An 18,792-nucleotide genomic window follows, 5' to 3' on the forward strand; every position below is an offset into this window, starting at 1 on the left:
ACTCTACTACTGCGAAATTTTCTCTATGGAATCTATTACAATGGCTCTCTACAAAGTACTTTGGCAGTCAATACTGATAATGCTAATCGACCGCCAAATCATAATTTAGCAGATAATTCCATTTTGGAGATTGACTGGGACTTTTACGAACAACTGCACGCCAGTAATCACGGCATCGGTTACTTTGACCCTCGATGGCAGGTGTTGCGGAAAGAGCCTGATGGGACTATGGCGGTGACTAAAGGCGGTTTAACACTTTATGTTGAGCCAGACTGCCATCTAAAATCCAGCAAGAAATCTACCAAAGTAGGTGACATGGTAGCAATCTGGATGCCCAAAAATCGACTGCAAAATGGCTGTTACTTAGCAGTTAGCAATGTTGGACAGGAGCGGCAAAGTAACCCAGACGCCGATTTAGGAGCAGGACGAATCTACTTTAACTTTACGGCATCTGGTGCGATCGCTCTCATGGAAAGCTTGACACGGCAACTAAATGCAGCCTCGATTCCCTTTAGTTTTCAGGTTCTCCACAACCCTTCTGCATACGGACGCTATGATTCAGGGCTACTTTACTTTGAACTCCCTGACTATCCAGCAATCCGCACAATTCTTCAGACTGTTTATATCGAAAATCAATCCCATTTCCAGCCCGAAATTCCTTTGTTTACCAAATTTTTAGCTCCAGGATTAGGTTTAGCCGAAGAACCAACCCAAAAATTTGCGGCACAAGAAAGTTTTGGGATGAACCGTTGCCAAATCGTTGCAAATGCTTTGTTGGAAGCTTGGCAAAAAGGTAAAAATGCGATGGAGGAACGGATGAGGGTTATTGACCAACATTTTGCGCGGCATCTAATAGATTTGCAGCGTCCTTATCTCAATCCCAGTTCTGAAGATATATATAAACCGTTAAATTGATTGATTAATTGGGCATGGGGGCAGGGAGACAAGGGAACAAGGGGGTAAACAAAACTCCTAACTCTTAACTTCTAACTCAGGACTCAGCACTCAGCACTCCTAATGCCCAATATCCATTCAAAATTCCACAATAACTGGCACATGGTCGCTAGGTTGAGTTAACTTTCTCGGCGCGACATCAATAATACAACTTGTAGCGCGTTCATATAGGATGGGCGTGAGATAGTGATGGTCAATTCGCCAACCTAAGTTACGACGAAAAGCGGCAGAGCGATAATCCCACCAGCTATAATTTCCACCTTCTGTGGTGAATTTGCGAAAAGCATCGGCAAATCCCAGTTTCAGAATATCCCGTAAGGCTTGGCGCTCTGTTTCTGTTGCCATAATGTGATTTTCTGTACTCACTTGCTCGTGAATATCCTTATCTTCCAAGGCGATATTGAAGTCGCCACACACACAAATTGCGGATTCTGACAACACCAGCAATCGCAAATACTCGTGTAGCGCTGTCAACCAGCGCAGTTTGTATTCATATTTCTCCGTTCCTACCGCTGCGCCATTAGGAACATATAAGTTTACAATCCGCACGCCATCAATTACACCTGTAATCACGCGCTTTTGCTCGTCCCATTCGTGATGTAAATCTGGCAAAATCGCCCTAAACCCGCTACTGACATTTAAAAGTGGCTGGCGGCTAATCAGGGCTACGCCGTTATAAGATTTTTGCCCTGACATATAAAGGTTATACCCTAACTGCTCAAAAGGCGATCGCGGAAATTCAGCATCCACAACTTTGGTTTCTTGCAAGCAGAGAACATCAACAGGATTTAGGGTTAACCAATCGATAACCTGTTCTAGGCGAGTGCGAATTGAGTTGACGTTCCAAGTAGCGATTTTCATTAGTTAATTATCAGAATTTTTGTAAATTACTAATTACAAATTATGTAATTATTGTACAATTTCTTAATATTTATATTTTCTGTTATCTTTCCCAATTACCTTTAAATGAAGCTTTAATGGCTTGATCCCATTGAATATTTTAGTATTGTCAGCTACTAAATATTCAATTTTGTAAGTTCTACTACAAAACATTCTACCTCTTTATGATCCCCAAGACAGATGCAACAAATAATAGATAGCTATACGGTTAGAAGTGTAGCTCAGAGTTGACTTTTGCCGAGAGCCAGTTAGATTTGTTGGCAGAAAATTTGCGGTAGGGTTAACCGTTATTGCGCTTTTGATAGCCTGTAAGGTTAATTTAAATGTCAAAAGAGTAAGTACAAATGCTGTTTACTCATAAAATAATGATCTAGTTCATTATTGAGGACAATTTCATAGACTGAACCAGAAAAACTTATGAAAATCGCTCAAGTTGCCCCCTTATGGGAAAGGGTTCCACCTCCTAATTATGGAGGAATAGAATTGGTGGTGAGTCGCTTGACTGATGAACTTGTTCGTCGCGGTCATGAGGTAACTTTATTTGCCTCTGGTGATTCTCAAACTTTGGCTAACTTAGAAGCAGTTTATCCACGTGCATTACGCTTAGACCAAAATGTGAAAGAGTATGCAGTGTACGAAATGCTAGAACTAAGCCAAGTTTACCAGCGTGCTGACCAATTCGATATTATCCATTCTCATGTAGGAATTTCGGCATTACCTTTAGCGAGTTTGATAACAGTAACTGCTACAGTCCATACCCTGCACAATAATTTTACAACTGACAATCGTCACGCATTTAGCTACTACCAAAAGCAACCATACATCAGCATTAGTAATTCGCAGCGTCAAATCGACCTTAATTATGTTGGCACGGTTTATAACGGAATTGAGCTAGCGGATTACCCATTTGTAGCCCAACCATTAGAACCTTCATATTTAGCGTTTTTAGGTCGTTTTTCGCCAGATAAAGGGCCGCAACATGCGATCGCCATTGCTAAACAAAGTGGTTGGCGTTTGAAGATGGCAGGGAAGGTTGATGCAGTACACTCAGAGTTTTTTGAACAAGAGATTGTCCCTCACATAGATGGTAAGCAAATCGAATATCTCGGTGAAATTAACCATGCCCAAAAAACTGAACTTCTAGGTAATGCTGCCATCACTCTTTTCCCCATTAACTGGCAAGAACCTTTTGGCTTAGTAATGATTGAATCAATGGCAACTGGTACGCCAGTAATTGCCACGAATTTTGGCTCTGTGCCTGAAGTTATTGCCCACGGTAAAACAGGTTTTATCTGCAATAGCTACGCAGAAATGGCGGCAATGATTCCACCAGCTTTGGAACTCAATCGTCAAACCTGTCGAAAACATGTAGAAAATAACTTTAGCGTTAGCCAAATGGTTAACGGATATGAAGCTGTTTACAGACAAATTATAAAAGACCGCATAGAATCGAATGGCCGCATTCATGCAGCTAACATTCAGTTTTAATCAACTGCTTTTTTGACTTAGTTTAAAACAACAATTTTTTAAGGAGGACATTGGTATGAGTACGAGAGCCAACACTTGCCCATGCTGCGGTGGTTCCCTCCTGCGTCATGCCCGTCATGGTGAACTCTATTGGTTTTGCCTATCGTGCCGACAAGAAGTACCACTATTAACTGCTACTCGCCTGCCTAATGTGGAAACTCGGAATACCGGTGTGCTTCCCCAGCCAGCTGTGAATAGCTAGTTTTTGAATATATAAAACCTACTAAAAATCAATACTGATTTAGTTTAAACCTATCAATAAGCCTCAACTGGTAAAATCGGATGGAGCTAATTAATAGGTTTAAAGTTTTGTTAGCAGCGTTACTTTATGGTCAAGAAGATTTACGCCTAGAGGAAGTTTCTGACCCCACTCCGGCGGCTGGCGAAGTTGTAATGCAAGTGGGGACAGCAACAACTTGCGGTACAGATTTAAAAGTCTGGCGGCGTGGCGGTCATGCCAGGATGCTGATCCCGCCAACCCTGTTTGGTCACGAAGCGGCTGGGCAGATTGTTGCCTTGGGTGCAGGAGTGACAAATTGGCAAGTAGGCGATCGCATCGTCGCTAATAATTCTGCCCCATGCATGAAATGCTTTTTTTGTCAACGTCAAGAATATTCCTTATGTCCAAATTTGACCTGGAATAATGGGACTTTTGCCCAATACTTGAAAATTCCTGCACCGATAGTAGAACATAATTTATTGCAGATTCCCGATGAGTTGCCGTGGGAATTGGCAGCGATGACGGAACCTTTGGCTTGTGTGTTGCATGGTGTAGCGCGTTCTAATATTAAGCCCAAAGATAAAGTAGTCGTGTTAGGAGATGGGGCAATCGGGCTGATGTTTGTGGCGGCGTTGAGTGAGAAAGCTGAGGTTTTGCTGTGGGGAGGTAATAACCACAGACTAGAAATTGGTCAGAAATTGGGTGCAACCCAGACCTTTAATTATCATCAAATCCCGGATATTCCCAGTGTAGTGAAAGAACTGACCCAAGGGTGGGGCGCAGATGTAGTAATTGAAGCTACTGGTGTCCCAAGTGTTTGGGAAACTGCGATCGCTTGCGCCCGTCCTGGTGCAACAGTCAACTTATTCGGTGGATGTCCACGGGATACCAGCATTACCGTGAATACAGAACAGCTACACTATAGCGAACTTACCATCAAAGGCGTGTTTCATAATACACCAGAGTATGTGCGATCGGCCCTTGCACTCATAGCTAGTCGCAAAATTCCCTTTGAGTTACTTGTTAGCCAACAGCGACCATTAAAAGATTTAGAACAGGTGTTTTCTGATATGAAGGCGCGTAAAGTAATTAAGGTAGCAATGATTCCTTAATTTTTTGCAGGGTACAGCAGATGATCTGGATCTAGCCAAACAATGTAGAAAATCTCGTCAATAAAGAACCCATGAACCCTACCATGTTCATTTGAGGAGATGGAAAACTGATATGGTATGTCAACTAATTGTTCTTCATTTGGCAAACCAAATGCCCTCTCGCTGGTATCTTCCCACTTGATGGGATGACACCTGAGCGTACTGCTACGATTTACTAACAACTCTTGAGCCGTTAGGCTAGATAGAGCTTTTAACCGATCAAGCAAGGTCAGCCAGTAGATTATTTCTTTTTGGCTACAAGAAAATTTGCTGTTACTGTCCTGATAATATTTAAACGAAAAGCTGATGCCTTGAGTTGGCTTCAGCTTTGTTGGTCTAATACCTGATGTGCCGTCTTTGGCAATCTCAGTCTTCTTAATCCTTTTCTTCGACACGAGATCCGTAATACTCCTTCATCCACTGTTTCTGAATAACTTCGTTGGAAGCTTCATCAAGTGGTAGATTTCCTCTAGCCAAATTCCAGGGTGTCTCGGCATGAGTCATCTGTTCTAGTTCATAACCATCACAAGCAAAGTATTCGTGTGCAACCTCATCTAGAAACTCTTGAACCTCTTGGGGTAATTCTGGGTTAACATCTTCTAAAATTGGTTGCCATCCAAAAAGCCTATACTTCTGGTACAACGCAGGTATCACAGGGCCATGTATCCAGGCTTGAAAATCCTCTGGGAATAGAGGAGTGTCATTGAGTGCAAGATGCCAAGCCTGAGCGTAGTACACAAGCTTTTGCAGCTTTAGATTACTGATAAAAGAGCCTGTTTCATTTGCTAACCAGATAAAGTAATCTGCTACGTTAAAACATGACAACACTACAACCACCCCCTTCAGTATGCTAGATAATAGTTAGCTTTTATTTGCTCTAATACATCACCTTACAGAGTTATCACAGCAAGAGCTAGGAAGAATTTTTCTGCTTCTTATAGTTTAATTGAGCGATCGCTATAATTGCATCTCTACCAACTAATAATAAATTCTTATGGCAAACACTATTTCAATTACCGATTCTCTAGTTCCTAATCCCGTCCCTAAATCAACAATTATTCGTTTGGAGAATATCTATAAAATATATGGCAGTGGCGAAACTGAAGTCAAAGCACTTAACGATGTTAATTTGATTATCCACGAGGGCGAATATTGTTCAATTATGGGGCCATCTGGTTCAGGTAAATCCACAGCGATGAATATTATCGGCTGTCTAGACCGACCCACAGGCGGACATTATTACTTAGACAATATTGATGTGGCGCAAATGGATGATAAATCTCTGGCACATATCCGTAATAAAAAGCTGGGTTTTGTTTTCCAACAATTTCATTTATTACCCCAACTCACAGCATTAGAAAATGTGATGCTACCAATGGTCTATGCTAGTGTGAATCCCAAAGAAAGAAGCGATCGCGCAACAGAAGCATTGACGCGAGTAGGTTTAGCAAATCGCCTCAACAACAAACCAACTCAACTATCTGGTGGACAACAACAAAGAGTAGCGATCGCGCGTGCGATCGTCAATCGTCCCGTAGTACTCCTCGCCGATGAACCCACAGGCGCACTTGATTCGCGTACAACCCAAGAAGTCTTAGATATTTTTGGCGAACTCAATGCCAGTGGAATCACAGTTGTGATGGTGACACATGAACCAGAAGTCGCCCGTCAAACTCAGCGCATCGTTTGGTTCCGTGATGGTCAAGTAGTACACTCTAACCTCACCCCAGCCGACTTGAGTCAGTTAGCTGTCTCGTAGGTTCGTAAAGTCCGCAGAGGCGGACTTTAGTTTGTGTAGCCGCGATTTCTAATCGCCAAAGCTGATTACAAACTTGACGTTTTTCCAGTTTCTGCTTGTGTTTCGATTGGTTTAACATCGGTGTAACCCACTTCACCAGCTATTGTCCGAAACACTGACATTTGCTCTTCAAAATCTAGTCCTTCAATCTCGGAAAGCAGATCGTTAACTGCCTGACTTGGCTGGTAACTAGACGGTATTCCAACCACCGTATCTCCCATAGCTACCGCCCAAGCATACCAAACTAGCAGCTGGTTGTTTTCTTTTATCGCCCCATAAGCACGAGAATATTCTGTGTCTTTGCGGTTAACAATATCCCGCATAATATCTAGTTGCTGCTCATCGGATAATTTAAAGTAATCTCCTAGCAGAAGTGGTGCTAACTCTGGTTCAGCCGCAGCAGGAGCAGCAGGCGTGATCGAATCACCCATTTTTTTATAAACAAAATAGAACCAAGCTAATTTGGCATCAGTATCTAAGGCGTTAAACCTATCCACAAATTGTTGAGTTTCATTGCTCTGGGCTTGAGAAATAGTTTTATCGTAACTTGCAGTCATAAATTTGTTTCCAAGGAAATGTAATAGGCCAAACTAAGTCCTACCAGAGTTTGAGAATCAGATTCTACTATCCATAGAAATAGTTAAATTAATTGGAAATTCCAGGTTTAATCTACCTTTTAATAGAGGTAAAAGTCTCCCCCAGGAAGCAAGAAATCAGCACATTACTTCGCTATGCTAGCTTTAGCAATAAAAAATTTACCTAAGGTTTTAATTATGCCTGATGAAGAAGTGAAGCCCAATTTAAATGAAGCTTCCACCCAGGATGCACAATTAGCTGCTGAAAGCATAGCTAGTGGTGAAGAAAAAGCGCCAACGGTGGATTTTGATGCTGATTATGCAGCTGCACAAAAATTCAGCGTTAGTGAAGTTGATCGCACAGGTGAAGGTGCAGCAGCAGCTGATTCAGCTACTGCACCTAAATATCAAACCTCTAAGCCACAAGAGACAAAACCTCAAACACAGTCAACAGGCAATCCTGATGATTTTCTAGAGTCAGCAAAAGAAGTTGGGAATTATCAGACTGGGGATGCAACTAATGTCAGCGATGATTTAGTAAAACAAGCTTTAGAAAAGGGTGAACGGAAAAATTAATTTTTCCTAATATCTTCCTATTTGGTAAGATGGGTAATGTCACAAATATGAAAATTAAAATTCTCCCTATTGTTGGACATTGCCCACTCTACTGTTTTGAGCAATCGTCAATTGATAAGTTTTTTATGATCGACTTTTGACTATTTATTAATTAACGACTGTTCATAACTCCTAGTAGTTCGCTAGGTTGCTGAATTAAATAATCTGGATTTTGCTTGGCTAGTACTTCCGGTGAGTTAAAGCCCCAAGTCACTGCAATCACTTGGATATTTGCTTTTTTTGATGCTTCTATATCTCTAGTTTCATCTCCAACATAAATAACTTCTTGAGGTTTGAGTTGTTTTTGCCTCAAGACATTATTGATGATGGTTGTTTTGCCAAAAATTGTAATTCCTGAGTAGATAAAATCAAATAGGTAATTTAAATCATTGATTGTGAGAAATTGCGTGACATTTTCTTTAGAATTAGAAGTAATGATACCCAATTTATATCCTTGATTTTGGAGTTCTGTTAATGCTTCCTTAATACCCAGAATGGGCTTTAATTCTGGTATTTTGTTTTTTAATTCTCCTTTAACTTGTTTTACTAGAAAAGGGATTTTAAATAGAGAAACTCCTGAGTACTTAATGATTTCCCTAGATGTTAAGTTCTTGAGGAAGGCTAATTGTTCTGGGCTTATTTGTTTATAACCAAAGTCTCCAGCTAAACGATTAGCAATACTTACAAGGGCATCTACTGTATCAGCAATTGTGCCATCAAAATCAAAAATAATTACTTTCTGGGTCATTCTTCTGCCTGGATGCGTCAAGATTAGCTAGGGCGTTGCGTCGTAACATTTCTGGCTTAATCCGCCGCAAGGCAGATGCTGGAAATCGTTTATCCCACTCCCGATCTGAGATTTGGGCTAATTCTAGCAGGTGGGGAGCAATATTCCCAGGATTTGGCTGAAACTCCTCAATATCAGTTGTTTGGGCAAAACGTTGATTCCAAGGACAAACATCTTGGCAAATATCGCAACCAGCAACCCAGCCTTGCAAATTAGATGCGATCGCCTCTGGCAATTCTTTGTCCCGATTTTCAATTGTATGATAAGCAATGCAACGATTAGCGTCCACAACAAAAGGCTGAGTAATTGCATCTGTAGGACAAGCTTGAAGACAACGAGTACAGCTACCGCAGTGTTCTGTGTGTGGGCGATCGCTCTCTAATTCTAAATTGGTCAACACTTCTCCCAAAAATACCCAAGAGCCATATTCCCGTGTAATTACATTACCATTCTTAGCAATCCAACCAATTCCAGCAAGTTGAGCCAGCACTTTATCTTGCACCGGGCCAGTATCTGCATAATAAAGAGCTAATACGCCTGGATCGAGTGATTTTAGCCATATAGATAGCTGCTTGAGTTTTCCATGCATCACCTTGTGATAATCCCTTCCCCAACCATAACGGGAAATTTTGGCGTATTCCTCACTTTCAGGACGTTGATGTGGTGTGTAGTAATTCAGCGCTACACACACTAGCGATCGCACCTCTGGCATCACTAAGCGCATGTCCTGACGCTTTGGATTCGCCATCCATTTCATATCAGCGTGATAACCCAGTTCAATCCATGCTTGCAACCTCTGCCTTTCTGTGGCATTTACCCGATCTACAGCAGTAATTCCAACTTTGTGAAAGCCCAACTCGCTGGCTTTTTCTTTCACCAGACTGCTGCTCGTTACAGAATACTGATTCATTTTTTTATCTGGATTTTGCCCAAATAAAGGCGTTCTTAATTATATATGATGTAGCCAATACTTTTAATTAAGATTTGTTAAACGCCCGTTATATAGCCTGTCTGGAACCGCGTAGCAGTTCAAGACTTCCATCGTTAGGAAGATTTATTAATGTGTAGCAATCTATCTCAATAGCAGCTTTTTTTTTACTTATTTTTGTATTGAAATTAATATTCAGACACGATAATACAGGTAATTTTATGACCTCTGCTGAATTTATATCGCCAGCCCAGTTTAAAGAAGAATTCCAAATCAAGGGAATTACAGAACCAAGTGTACTGCGTTATTTTGAAACCTTAAATGCAGGAGAATTTGAGGCAACTGCTGCCTTATTTGCGATAGATGGTGTGATGCGTCCGCCATTTGAATCTGATATTGTCGGGACAGATGCGATCGCAGCCTACTTAAAACAAGAAGGTCAAAACATCAAAGCTTACCCGAACACAGGAATAGCCGATACTTTAGACAATGGTGATATCCAAGTCCAGGTAACAGGCAAAGCACAAACTTCGTGGTGTAGTGTCAATGTCTTGTGGCTATTTATTCTCAACCAACAACGGCAAATTTCCTATACTAGAATCAAACTTTTAGCTTCCCCCCAAGAGTTACTTTCTTTACGTCGTGAAAAGTAAATAGCAAATAACTACAAAGGGCAAAGTTTTCAACGAATATTTCTCACCTACTCACACAGGATTTATGGCTTTATTCTGAATTCTGAATTCTGACTCATAAATAGCATGACTTGAAAAATAGTAACTTTTGTCTATTGGACTAATTCTGGTAAAGTAGCTTCTAACTTCAGACAATTAGCACCATTAACCTGCAACTTGTAATCTACTTTATCCATGAGACGATTCATAATTAGCCAACCATAACCACCTTCTTGCTTTTCCATCGGGTTTGGAGCGTAGTAGTTAGACATATCAAAGCCTTCGCCGTAGTCCCAAATTTCTAGAGCAAAATCCCGGTTTTTCACTTCTAAACGTAGTAAGATGGGTAAATTTGGTTGGTCTTTGTGGGCATGACGGACTGCATTAGAATAGGCTTCCACTAAAGCCAGTCTCAAACGACTTGATTGCCGCGACCAATCTACAGATTCCCCTAGCTGAATTTTTAAACATCCCAACAACCAGTTTTCAACAATATTCAGAAAATTCAAGTCGCTTGGTACATGAAGCTCACTTTTCATGACTTACAAAATCTCCAGTGAAAGTATAGTTTGATCGTCTTCTTGAACGTGATTATCTGCCTGGATGCGAGCTAGCAAATGGTTAAGAGAAAGTGGTTGTTGCTCTTGTTGTAAGAGTTGCCAAAGACCATCTTGATTCAGCATCGAACGGTTCACTGACTCAACCCCAGCCTCAGTTTTTACTGTTGAATCAGGATTATTTGATACCATTGCTTCTGTAATCCCATCGCTGGCTAGTAACAATGTGTCTCCAGCAGCGAGAACCAAGCGACCAGACTGCGCCTGCCACTTAGGCAAAATCCCCAAAGGAACGCTGCGAACTTTCAGGTAATTGGGATTTTCGGCTAAAGCACCTTGCCGTGACCATAATATTGGGTAAATATGACCGGCATTAGTGTAGACCAGTTCCTTAGTGGTGGGGGTATAACAAGCTAACACAAGAGTGACAAAATAATTGTTGCTAATTAAATCTTCACTAAGAGCGTGGTTAAGGTTCTGCATAACCACATTCGGCTCTGCTGGTGTCTCTTGAGATAATTCTCGGCGCAAAACTGAAATAATACTAGCCATAAATAAAGCTGCTGGGACGCCCTTGCCAGAAACGTCACCCACTGCTAACCACAAGTCGCCTTTAGGATGAACAAAAACTTCAAAAAAATCGCCTCCTACTTCACGCGCCGGATAGCAGCAAGCTTGTACCTTCACACCTTTAATGTCAGGTAAACTTTGGCGTAGCAGGTTGTATTGAATTTGGCGAGCCACCTCTAATTCAGTGTGAATCTGCTGTTGCTTTTCTTGGAGGCGTTGGTAGAGTTTTGCTTGAGAGAGGGCTAAGGCTGCTTGTTCGGCAACACCTGCAATTAGTTGGATGTCTTCGTCTTCCCAAGGGCGATCGCGTCCCCATTGGTGGAGGGTCAGCACAGCCAATAAATGCTGATGGTAACTAAGTGGCACAACTAGGTGGTGACTAGGATTACCGTCATATATATCTTGAGCGAGTTGATAATGACGGGTTTCCAGCACCTTTTCGATTAAAACACTGGAGTCAAATAAGCAATCTGATACATCAGATTTCGGATCGTGGTAGAAAAACTCGTCTTGTGTGAGGCGATCGCCCTCCACTGGTTTGAGCAAGCAACTGGTAGCTTCAAATGTTTCTCCAATAGTTGCAACAATTTTTTGCAGCATACTATCGTAGTCTAAAGATTCCCGAATTGCTGTTGTTACCGCATTAAACAAAGATTCTCGCCGTAGGGCCCGACGCAACTCTTGGGTACGCTTCTTTACTAGGCGATACGTATCAGTAGCTTGCTCAACTAAGCTTCTCAGCCGTTCTGGATTCCAGGGTTTGGTAATGTACTTGAATACTTGACCAGAGTTAATCGCATCTACCAAATCTTCGACATCAGTAAAACCAGTTAACAAAATCCGAATCGTGTCTGGAAAGCGTTCTACGGTGCGACTAAAAAATTCAGTCCCATTCATTTCTGGCATTCTTTGGTCAGAAATAATTACCGCCATCTCGCCAAATTGATCCAAGATTTCCATAGCACCAAAGGCATGATTGGCTTTATATACTTGAAAATCTCGCCTAAAAGTGCGGTAGAGTAAATCTAGGTTATCTGGCTCATCATCTACCACCATGAGCTTAAGTTTGTCCGTCCCAATCTCAGCCATATTTGACTTTTGTTTTCATATATTTGAATGGTGAGATAGTATGATATTTATCTCACTAATAAATAAGAGAAAATCAGAGAAGCCATTCACTTTGAAAATATAACTTTTCAAAGTTCTGAGTTTCCCTTGATTATCCTCAATTGATCCACACCAAAATTAAATTTATCCAACTAACCCAGAACGCAAGGCGCGGACTGCTGCTTGGGTACGGTCATCGGCACATAGCTTATTCAAAATATTGCGAACGTGAGTTTTAACAGTGCCAACTGTGATATAAAGTCTTTCCGCAATTACTGCATTACTACAACCTTCGACAATCAACTGTAACACTTCCAATTCCCTTTCTGTCAGGGTGTAAGGTTGAATTCCTTCCAGATTCTCAAAAGAATCTGGGTTAGGAGCAATAGTCTTGGAATCGACCAAAACCGATTCCAACTTTTGAGGATTTTGTTGCGCTTGTTGTAATACAATCCGAGCGATCGCTGGATCGATCCAGGCGTTGCCATTGTAAGTTACTCGTACTGCTTCCAGCAAATTATCAAATTTGATATCTTTCATACAGTAAGAGTCTGCACCAGCGGCAAAAGCTGCCAACACCGCTTCTTTGTTATCCCGCAACGTCAAAATTAACACTTTTGTAAGTAGCTGCTGGCCATTAGTAGTAGATTTTACCTCCCGTGTTAACTCAATGCCATCTTTATCTGGTAAACCAATATCGACAATGGCAATATCTGGTTGTAGCATTTTTAACATTTTTAGACCCTCAGCAGCATTAGCAGCTTCACCTACAACTTCAATTTCATCCTTTTGCTGTAGTGCTGTACGAATACCCACACGAGTTAGGTCATGGTCTTCAATCAGAGCGATACGAATTTTACTCATAGCCAACTTCAGCCCGTTACACTATAACCATAAAGTCGAGTTTCGTGACATACTCCCACACTAGCTGCAAGCAGTATAGTGGGAGCTTCTATTCCCGGAACCAGAGTTGCGAGTTGAGCGTTTTATACTGAGTGAATATTACACTTTAACAATAAAAGTTGGACTGGTTCAGCCCAAGTACAAGCGCCCAAGATTAATAGACAAAGGAGTGAAATTAATTATGTGTTATCTAAAACCCTTATATATTACGTAGCAGGGCTGCGTATATACATTCTTGTTCACTATTATGTCTATTTAGTTTAATTATGCTTACTCTCGTTGCAGGGCAAAGGGAAATCTCTTTTGCCTAAGTTCTAATATAAAAAAATTTGATAAACTTAACATTCATGCAAAATCTGGTGTGAGTATTACTTAAGAATAGGCTATGTCTAACGGCAATCAAGCATTTTCAGTGTTGGGAATACCAGTTCATGTGATGGCTGACTATCCAGGCTGGTTGTTAGAATGCCTGCACACAGGCAGAGGAACTCATGTCGTAACGCTCAATGCAGAAATGACTATGCAGGCAGAGCGAAATCAATTATTAGCTCAGGTGATTAAAAATGCTGAACTGGTGATTCCAGATGGAGCTGGGGTTGTTCTGTATTTACGATGGCTGTTATGGCAAAAAGTGCAGCGGTTTCCAGGGATTGAATTAGCAGAAAAACTTTTGCAAGCACTTGGGCAACAGAAGACAGGGGCAAAGATATTTTTCTATGGGGGAGCGCCTAGAGTGGCGGCAAATGCGGCAGATTTTTGGCAGCAGCAAATTCCAGATTTGAATATAATCGGCACTCACTCAGGCTATCATTCTCCAGAAGAAGAAGCACAATTGCGACAAACTCTGGCTCAATTGCAGCCACAAGTGATTTTTGTTGGTTTGGGAGTGCCACGTCAAGAGTTATGGATTGCCGAAAACCGCCATTTGTGTCCCCAAGCAATTTGGATTGGCGTTGGTGGCAGTTTTGATATTTGGTCGGGAACTAAAACTCGCGCTCCCGCCTGGTTAGGAAATAATAATTTGGAATGGTTGTATCGCCTTTATCAAGAACCTTGGCGCTGGCGGCGGATGTTGGCTTTGCCAGCGTTTGCTGTGAAAGCGTTTGTTTATCGTTTGACAGCAAGGGGTGCAATTAGTTAAGAGTGCTGAGTGCTGAGTGCAATTAAGTTAAGAGTGCTGAGTGCTGAGTGCAATTAGTTAAGAGTGCTGAGTGCTGAGTGCTGAGTGCTGAGTGCTGAGTGCTGTTAGCGGAAGCGGGGCGTTTAGCCCGTGCTGAGTGCTGAGTGCAATTAGTTAAGAGTTATGAATTCTGAATTCTGAGTTCTCAGGGCTGAATTCTGAGTGTTCTTACTTAGTTAGTATTAAAGTCTTGAAAAAATTTTAAATTTTCTTTGTTGAATTTTAAATTCCCAGGCGAAACCTGGGAATCCTTATTTTGGGGAGAATGTCACATTTAAGCAGTCAAACTGTTTGATTGTGGGTATGAGGAAAATTTCACAATGCCAGTATTAACAACTCAAGTTAAGACAGATAAATCCGTTCATGGAGAGGACAGTGAAACTCAACAGCACGGTAGCAATACTACTACAAAAGTACAATTGCAATCTGTAACCAAGACTTATGCTAACGGCACTCACGCCTTATTGAATGCAAACCTTGAGGTAAAAAAGGGAGAATTTCTGTTTATCACGGGGTCAAGTGGTTCTGGTAAATCAACGCTCTTGAAACTGCTGTATGGCCAGGAGCTGCCTACACAGGGAGAAGTAATTGTTGATGAATGTAATGTAGCGGATTTGCGGGGCGATCGCTTGTCATTATTGCGGCGACGAATTGGTATTGTGTTTCAAGACTACAAACTCATTAGCCAACGAACAGTAGCAGAAAATGTCACTTTTGTGCTGCAAGCTCAAGGGTATACCCGTAAAGAAATTCAACGACGTTTAGAACCAACTTTAAAGCTGGTAGGTTTGCTGAGTAAAGCTGACTGCTTTCCAGATCAACTTTCTGGAGGAGAGCAACAGCGGGTGAGTATTGCCCGTGCGATCGTTGGTACACCACCCCTACTGTTGGCCGATGAACCTACTGGAAATCTTGATCCAGATAATTCCTGGCAAGTAATCCAGATTCTCCAGAAGTTAAATTCCTTTGGGGCTACGGTCATTGTCACCACCCACGATGAACAATTGGTACGGCGGTGCAATCATCCAGTAGTGCAAGTTCGTAATGGAACGTTGTCTCGAAAATAGTTATTTGTCATTAGTCCTTAGTCATTGGTCATTGGTCATTGGTCATTAGTCATTGGTCATTTGCAAAGGACAAAGGACAAAGGACAAAGGACAAAGGACAAATAACTAATAAACGTGGTGTTTGACTTTTGCTGATACGGGTACGAAAGGTACTGCTGTTTTGAGGGGTAGCACTTGTAGGCGATCGCAGGCTTGTAAACTCTTAAAAGCTGCCTCTCGCACTACAACTTCTTCCTCTCGACTGAGTAGGAGTTGCAAGCATTGGACAATATCTTGCTGCACTGAAGAGTCAACTCGCTTACGGCTGATGAATTTACTTAGTTGACCTAGAGCAATCAACCGCTTCAATGGATCTTTTTCTGTTAAATTCATCAACAACCGATCGAGATGGTCTTCTTCTCGATTTTCATAGAAGTTGACAATTTGCCATACCAATAAAATTAAAGTTAACAGGGTTCCCACACCTTGCGCGATCGCACCAACAGCAATCCAGTGGCTATGAGAGTCAACCCATATTGCAGCTGCCATGTAAGTGCTGACAGTAGCAATACCACCACTGATGACTGCTAAAACTAACCGACGATTTGAACTATTTAAGAAATTACGTATTTTTGACCAGCGCAATTGCCAGTCCCACTCCTGCATTGAGTAAACCAATACCATTACTCCAATGCCGATTAAGAGAGCCAGTAGCAGTTTCCAGTTCCACAACAACATGGCAATGATAATTGTCAGGAACCCAAGAAAGCCCCCAGGGCCAGAGAAACGTTTAAATGTTTGCTGCTTCATGGCTCCCTTTGTCTTGAATTTTGGAAGCGACCAGTTCCAGTTGGGGATTTGGTTGATCAATTGCTGCCAAGAAGACGAAGCCTGTCCCACAGTGTTTACCTACTTGATTACGAAATTACCTATTGTATAAGTTTTACTATGGATGAAGAAAGGATGAAGGCTCAAACCATAAAATGCCCGATTTTATAGACGGATAGTAGACTAATACAGCACAGCGCCAATTAACATACCATTTTCAATCGCTCAGAGCAAGGGCATTTTGTACTTAAGGAGACAGGTGGTCACTGAGCGTAGTCGAAGTGACCACCTGCCTACTGCCCTCTGCCTTTCTCCAATAAGTCTTAGTTAAAGACAAAAACGAAAGTTATCAAGGGTGAATTGCCCATCAAAAGTACAAAAGGTAACGCTGTGAATGTTATTTACATTTATAGATAATAAGGTATTGGGGGAAATTGGCGAGTCGGAATTAGCAAGATTAGAGCCTGGTAGTGCAGTTTGAGCGAGTAGTTGCCGATCGCGATCGTAGGCGGAAAGCACTAGCCGTTGCGAACTTGTGACAAAGGCGCTAACTGAATTAACTGGACGCAAGAAAGTAGCTTCTAAAAATCCGCTTTTGGGCGCTCCCATTAAGACTATTAGCCCTGAATAGGTTGGAAATGCTGGATTTGATGGCTGTATTGCTAGAGAATTGTGAAAAATGACTCCCCAACGTTCATATTGACGCTCTACTGCTTCAAAACACTTCAAGTCTTCTAAGTCTAAACAAATACAAGTAGGTACAGTAAGTCTGGCAGCATCAAAAACTGGCTCGACCTGACCCCGCCTAGCTGAAGCTTTAATTTCGTTTTGTATATTCAAGTTGTCAAGCGCAAATTTAGCATCTTCAATCGTTGGTAGTTTATTTGATTGAAGAGTAGCCTGCTTTACCATGACATCCCGCCTTACTATTATTTAGATAAAAATTAGATTATTTATACATTAAGAGCTGTTGTTTCTACACATATAAGTAGAATTAACAGCTTATTAAAATAAGCGTTTTAACTATTTTTGACGTGTTGACACTCAAAATTATTTATCGGTTTTTTGATAGACTACCATAAAAACTTATGCTGGATTCACGCCAGAGCGAGCCTTGCTAGCATGAAAAACCCTTATATAACAGTAATTTCAACGTTCAGTTACTTTATTTTTATGAAAAAAAGCACCAAATCTTTACAAGTAATCCAGTAATTTTATATCTACTTAATCTGACGCTAGCCAGAAGTCTGAGAGTGATTGGTTCGCTGATAATAACAATGAGTGGGGAGTTTGAACTAGACACATGAAGAGTGCTGAGTTCAAAGACTGCCTATAAGGGACGTTGCTCTTACTAAATACACAAATCTTAAGTGCTTGTTAATTTACTTAGCACTGAATGCGGTAAACATCTAGGGTAACGAAAGGGGAGGCGAGAAATTACCGAATCTTCCCTTTGTGTGCCCTGCGTCCCAGGTATTGTGTCTTACTTGTGCCAACGAATCACTACAGTCAACAAAAAAGACTTATGTTTCAACCACTAGGATTTGAACAACGTTCTATAGATACCTCACTAGGTAGAATGGTATATTATACTGCTGCTGGAACACCTTGGCAGGATGATGTGACAGCCAAAGACGATCGCGAAACTTTAGTATTTCTGCACGGCTTTGGTGGTGGGTCTTCTGCTTATGAGTGGTCGAAAGTTTATCCGGCTTTTGCGGCTGAATATCGGGTCATTGCGCCAGATTTGCTTGGTTGGGGTAGGTCTGAACATCCAGCACGTAGTTATAATATTGAGGATTATTTGACCACGATTCGGGAGTTTTTCGAGCAGACTTGTACTGGACCAGTAACAGCGATCGCTTCTTCTTTAACCGCAGCATTTACAATTCGGGTAGCAGCAGATCGTCCTGATTTATTCAAGTCTTTAATTCTTACTACCCCCGCCGGACTTTCTGACTTTGGCGAAGACTATTCCCGGAGTTTTTTTGCCCAGTTAGTTAGCGTTCCCATTGTCGATCGTTTACTTTACAGCACTGGAATTGCTACTAGTGGTGGTATTCGCAGCTTTTTAGAACAACGGCAATTTGCTCAATCGAATCGAGTCTACCAAGAAATTGTAGATGCTTATCTAGAATCTGCCCTACAGCCTAATGCTGAGTATGCAGCACTGTCCTTTGTTCGTGGCGATTTGTGCTTTGATTTATCCCTTTACATTCAACAATTAACCACTCCCACCGCCATTATTTGGGGACAAAAGTCAGAATTTACAGGCCCTTCAATTGGTCGCCGCCTTGCTGAAATCAATCCCCAAGCAATCCGATTTTTTCAACAATTAGAAGATGTTGGATTAACACCACAGTTGGAATTGCCAGCAGTGACAATCGGGTTAATTCGCAAATTTTTGCCTTTGCTTAATTAACATGAGTCGTAGAGACCGAGATTGCACTGGGTTCGCCCCGCCGCATTAACGCG

At 41.6% G+C, this 18,792-nt stretch carries 21 protein-coding genes; 10 read left to right on the forward strand and 11 right to left on the reverse strand.

The window, feature by feature from the left end:
• The coding region (locus RMY16_RS22765) for a T3SS effector HopA1 family protein (RefSeq protein ID WP_322738258.1) at positions 1 to 915 on the forward strand (915 nt) is incomplete at its 5' end.
• 117 nt (positions 916 to 1,032) lie between these two features.
• On the opposite strand, the gene xth is transcribed toward RMY16_RS22765, so the two are convergent.
• Positions 1,033 to 1,815 carry an exodeoxyribonuclease III gene (gene xth / locus RMY16_RS22770; protein WP_322738259.1) on the reverse strand — a complete coding sequence of 261 codons (783 nt, stop codon included), beginning with the start codon at positions 1,813 to 1,815 and terminating at the stop codon, positions 1,033 to 1,035.
• Positions 1,816 to 2,271: 456 nt separating this feature from the next.
• On the opposite strand from xth, the gene RMY16_RS22775 reads away from it, so the two are divergent.
• The 3 genes from RMY16_RS22775 to RMY16_RS22785 all read left to right on the forward strand — a co-directional run bounded on the left by RMY16_RS22775 (position 2,272) and on the right by RMY16_RS22785 (position 4,713).
• Positions 2,272 to 3,342, forward strand: coding sequence for a glycosyltransferase family 4 protein (locus tag RMY16_RS22775; RefSeq protein WP_322738260.1), 1,071 nt, complete (start codon positions 2,272 to 2,274; stop codon positions 3,340 to 3,342).
• Between the two features lie 55 nt (positions 3,343 to 3,397).
• Positions 3,398 to 3,583 carry a hypothetical protein gene (locus RMY16_RS22780; RefSeq protein WP_194043989.1) on the forward strand — a complete coding sequence of 62 codons (186 nt, stop codon included), beginning with the start codon at positions 3,398 to 3,400 and terminating at the stop codon, positions 3,581 to 3,583.
• A gap of 107 nt (positions 3,584 to 3,690) precedes the next feature.
• Positions 3,691 to 4,713 (forward strand): zinc-dependent alcohol dehydrogenase, encoded by a 1,023-nt coding sequence (locus tag RMY16_RS22785; RefSeq protein ID WP_322738293.1) that lies wholly within the window; start codon positions 3,691 to 3,693, stop codon positions 4,711 to 4,713.
• On the opposite strand, the gene RMY16_RS22790 is transcribed toward RMY16_RS22785, so the two are convergent.
• Positions 4,710 to 5,147, reverse strand: a complete 438-nt coding sequence (locus tag RMY16_RS22790) for a hypothetical protein (protein ID WP_322738261.1) — start codon at positions 5,145 to 5,147, stop codon at positions 4,710 to 4,712. The genes RMY16_RS22785 and RMY16_RS22790 overlap by 4 nt on opposite strands.
• On the reverse strand, positions 5,128 to 5,490 hold the full coding sequence (locus RMY16_RS22795) for a Panacea domain-containing protein (RefSeq protein ID WP_322738262.1): 363 nt from the start codon (positions 5,488 to 5,490) through the stop codon (positions 5,128 to 5,130). Before RMY16_RS22795 ends, RMY16_RS22790 begins: the two co-directional genes overlap by 20 nt.
• Positions 5,491 to 5,746: 256 nt before the next feature.
• Between RMY16_RS22795 and RMY16_RS22800 the strand changes: the two genes are divergently transcribed.
• Positions 5,747 to 6,511 carry an ABC transporter ATP-binding protein gene (locus RMY16_RS22800; protein WP_322738263.1) on the forward strand — a complete coding sequence of 255 codons (765 nt, stop codon included), beginning with the start codon at positions 5,747 to 5,749 and terminating at the stop codon, positions 6,509 to 6,511.
• Positions 6,512 to 6,576: 65 nt separating this feature from the next.
• Here RMY16_RS22800 and RMY16_RS22805 read toward each other — a convergent pair whose 3' ends face one another.
• Positions 6,577 to 7,107, reverse strand: a complete 531-nt coding sequence (locus RMY16_RS22805) for an orange carotenoid protein N-terminal domain-containing protein (protein WP_322660862.1) — start codon at positions 7,105 to 7,107, stop codon at positions 6,577 to 6,579.
• A gap of 216 nt (positions 7,108 to 7,323) precedes the next feature.
• On the opposite strand from RMY16_RS22805, the gene RMY16_RS22810 reads away from it, so the two are divergent.
• Positions 7,324 to 7,701 (forward strand): hypothetical protein, encoded by a 378-nt coding sequence (locus RMY16_RS22810; RefSeq protein ID WP_322738264.1) that lies wholly within the window; start codon positions 7,324 to 7,326, stop codon positions 7,699 to 7,701.
• 151 nt (positions 7,702 to 7,852) lie between these two features.
• Here RMY16_RS22810 and RMY16_RS22815 read toward each other — a convergent pair whose 3' ends face one another.
• Together RMY16_RS22815 and queG are read right to left on the reverse strand one after the other, a co-directional pair.
• Entirely contained in the window at positions 7,853 to 8,488 is a 636-nt protein-coding gene (locus RMY16_RS22815) for an HAD-IA family hydrolase (protein WP_322738265.1), read from the reverse strand.
• Positions 8,463 to 9,437 (reverse strand): tRNA epoxyqueuosine(34) reductase QueG, encoded by a 975-nt coding sequence (gene queG, locus RMY16_RS22820; protein WP_322738266.1) that lies wholly within the window; start codon positions 9,435 to 9,437, stop codon positions 8,463 to 8,465. The genes RMY16_RS22815 and queG overlap by 26 nt, the downstream gene beginning before the upstream one ends.
• Before the next feature lie 239 nt (positions 9,438 to 9,676).
• Here queG and RMY16_RS22825 point away from each other — a divergent pair, with 239 nt between their 5' ends.
• A complete protein-coding gene (locus tag RMY16_RS22825; RefSeq protein WP_322660854.1) occupies positions 9,677 to 10,108 on the forward strand; it encodes a ketosteroid isomerase family protein in 432 nt (143 codons plus the stop codon).
• Positions 10,109 to 10,239: 131 nt separating this feature from the next.
• On the opposite strand, the gene RMY16_RS22830 is transcribed toward RMY16_RS22825, so the two are convergent.
• The 3 genes from RMY16_RS22830 to RMY16_RS22840 all read right to left on the reverse strand — a co-directional run bounded on the left by RMY16_RS22830 (position 10,240) and on the right by RMY16_RS22840 (position 13,224).
• A complete protein-coding gene (locus RMY16_RS22830) occupies positions 10,240 to 10,665 on the reverse strand; it encodes an anti-sigma regulatory factor (RefSeq protein WP_322660852.1) in 426 nt (141 codons plus the stop codon).
• 3 nt (positions 10,666 to 10,668) lie between these two features.
• Positions 10,669 to 12,342: a SpoIIE family protein phosphatase gene (locus RMY16_RS22835; RefSeq protein WP_322660850.1), complete on the reverse strand. Its 1,674-nt coding sequence runs from the start codon at positions 12,340 to 12,342 to the stop codon at positions 10,669 to 10,671.
• A 162-nt stretch (positions 12,343 to 12,504) separates the two neighbouring features.
• Entirely contained in the window at positions 12,505 to 13,224 is a 720-nt protein-coding gene (locus RMY16_RS22840) for a response regulator transcription factor (RefSeq protein ID WP_322660848.1), read from the reverse strand.
• Positions 13,225 to 13,648: 424 nt separating this feature from the next.
• Between RMY16_RS22840 and RMY16_RS22845 the strand changes: the two genes are divergently transcribed.
• Both RMY16_RS22845 and ftsE read left to right on the forward strand, forming a co-directional pair.
• Complete coding sequence (locus tag RMY16_RS22845; protein ID WP_322738267.1) at positions 13,649 to 14,404, forward strand: WecB/TagA/CpsF family glycosyltransferase; 756 nt, start codon at positions 13,649 to 13,651, stop codon at positions 14,402 to 14,404.
• Between the two features lie 359 nt (positions 14,405 to 14,763).
• Positions 14,764 to 15,510, forward strand: coding sequence for a cell division ATP-binding protein FtsE (gene ftsE, locus RMY16_RS22850; protein WP_322738268.1), 747 nt, complete (start codon positions 14,764 to 14,766; stop codon positions 15,508 to 15,510).
• A gap of 105 nt (positions 15,511 to 15,615) precedes the next feature.
• Here the strand turns inward: ftsE and RMY16_RS22855 are convergent, their stop codons facing one another.
• Positions 15,616 to 16,389: an armadillo-type fold-containing protein gene (locus tag RMY16_RS22855; RefSeq protein ID WP_322738269.1), complete on the reverse strand. Its 774-nt coding sequence runs from the start codon at positions 16,387 to 16,389 to the stop codon at positions 15,616 to 15,618.
• A 255-nt stretch (positions 16,390 to 16,644) separates the two neighbouring features.
• A complete protein-coding gene (locus tag RMY16_RS22860; protein ID WP_322738270.1) occupies positions 16,645 to 17,229 on the reverse strand; it encodes a hypothetical protein in 585 nt (194 codons plus the stop codon).
• A gap of 613 nt (positions 17,230 to 17,842) precedes the next feature.
• On the opposite strand from RMY16_RS22860, the gene RMY16_RS22865 reads away from it, so the two are divergent.
• Positions 17,843 to 18,739 (forward strand): alpha/beta hydrolase, encoded by an 897-nt coding sequence (locus RMY16_RS22865; RefSeq protein WP_322738271.1) that lies wholly within the window; start codon positions 17,843 to 17,845, stop codon positions 18,737 to 18,739.
• Positions 18,740 to 18,792: the final 53 nt, after the last annotated feature.

Origin of the sequence: Nostoc sp. DedQUE12b, assembly GCF_034530835.1 — a bacterium.
Classification (GTDB): domain Bacteria; phylum Cyanobacteriota; class Cyanobacteriia; order Cyanobacteriales; family Nostocaceae; genus Nostoc.

Coding starts and splice junctions, on each gene's coding strand:
- xth (WP_322738259.1), bottom strand. CDS start 1,815: ATGAAAATCGCTACTTGGAACGTCAACTCAATTCGCACTCGCCTAGAA.
- RMY16_RS22775 (WP_322738260.1), top strand. CDS start 2,272: ATGAAAATCGCTCAAGTTGCCCCCTTATGGGAAAGGGTTCCACCTCCT.
- RMY16_RS22780 (WP_194043989.1), top strand. CDS start 3,398: ATGAGTACGAGAGCCAACACTTGCCCATGCTGCGGTGGTTCCCTCCTG.
- RMY16_RS22800 (WP_322738263.1), top strand. CDS start 5,747: ATGGCAAACACTATTTCAATTACCGATTCTCTAGTTCCTAATCCCGTC.
- RMY16_RS22805 (WP_322660862.1), bottom strand. CDS start 7,107: ATGACTGCAAGTTACGATAAAACTATTTCTCAAGCCCAGAGCAATGAA.
- RMY16_RS22810 (WP_322738264.1), top strand. CDS start 7,324: ATGCCTGATGAAGAAGTGAAGCCCAATTTAAATGAAGCTTCCACCCAG.
- RMY16_RS22815 (WP_322738265.1), bottom strand. CDS start 8,488: ATGACCCAGAAAGTAATTATTTTTGATTTTGATGGCACAATTGCTGAT.
- queG (WP_322738266.1), bottom strand. CDS start 9,437: ATGAATCAGTATTCTGTAACGAGCAGCAGTCTGGTGAAAGAAAAAGCC.
- RMY16_RS22825 (WP_322660854.1), top strand. CDS start 9,677: ATGACCTCTGCTGAATTTATATCGCCAGCCCAGTTTAAAGAAGAATTC.
- RMY16_RS22830 (WP_322660852.1), bottom strand. CDS start 10,665: ATGAAAAGTGAGCTTCATGTACCAAGCGACTTGAATTTTCTGAATATT.
- RMY16_RS22835 (WP_322660850.1), bottom strand. CDS start 12,342: ATGGCTGAGATTGGGACGGACAAACTTAAGCTCATGGTGGTAGATGAT.
- RMY16_RS22840 (WP_322660848.1), bottom strand. CDS start 13,224: ATGAGTAAAATTCGTATCGCTCTGATTGAAGACCATGACCTAACTCGT.
- RMY16_RS22845 (WP_322738267.1), top strand. CDS start 13,649: ATGTCTAACGGCAATCAAGCATTTTCAGTGTTGGGAATACCAGTTCAT.
- ftsE (WP_322738268.1), top strand. CDS start 14,764: ATGCCAGTATTAACAACTCAAGTTAAGACAGATAAATCCGTTCATGGA.
- RMY16_RS22860 (WP_322738270.1), bottom strand. CDS start 17,229: ATGGTAAAGCAGGCTACTCTTCAATCAAATAAACTACCAACGATTGAA.
- RMY16_RS22865 (WP_322738271.1), top strand. CDS start 17,843: ATGTTTCAACCACTAGGATTTGAACAACGTTCTATAGATACCTCACTA.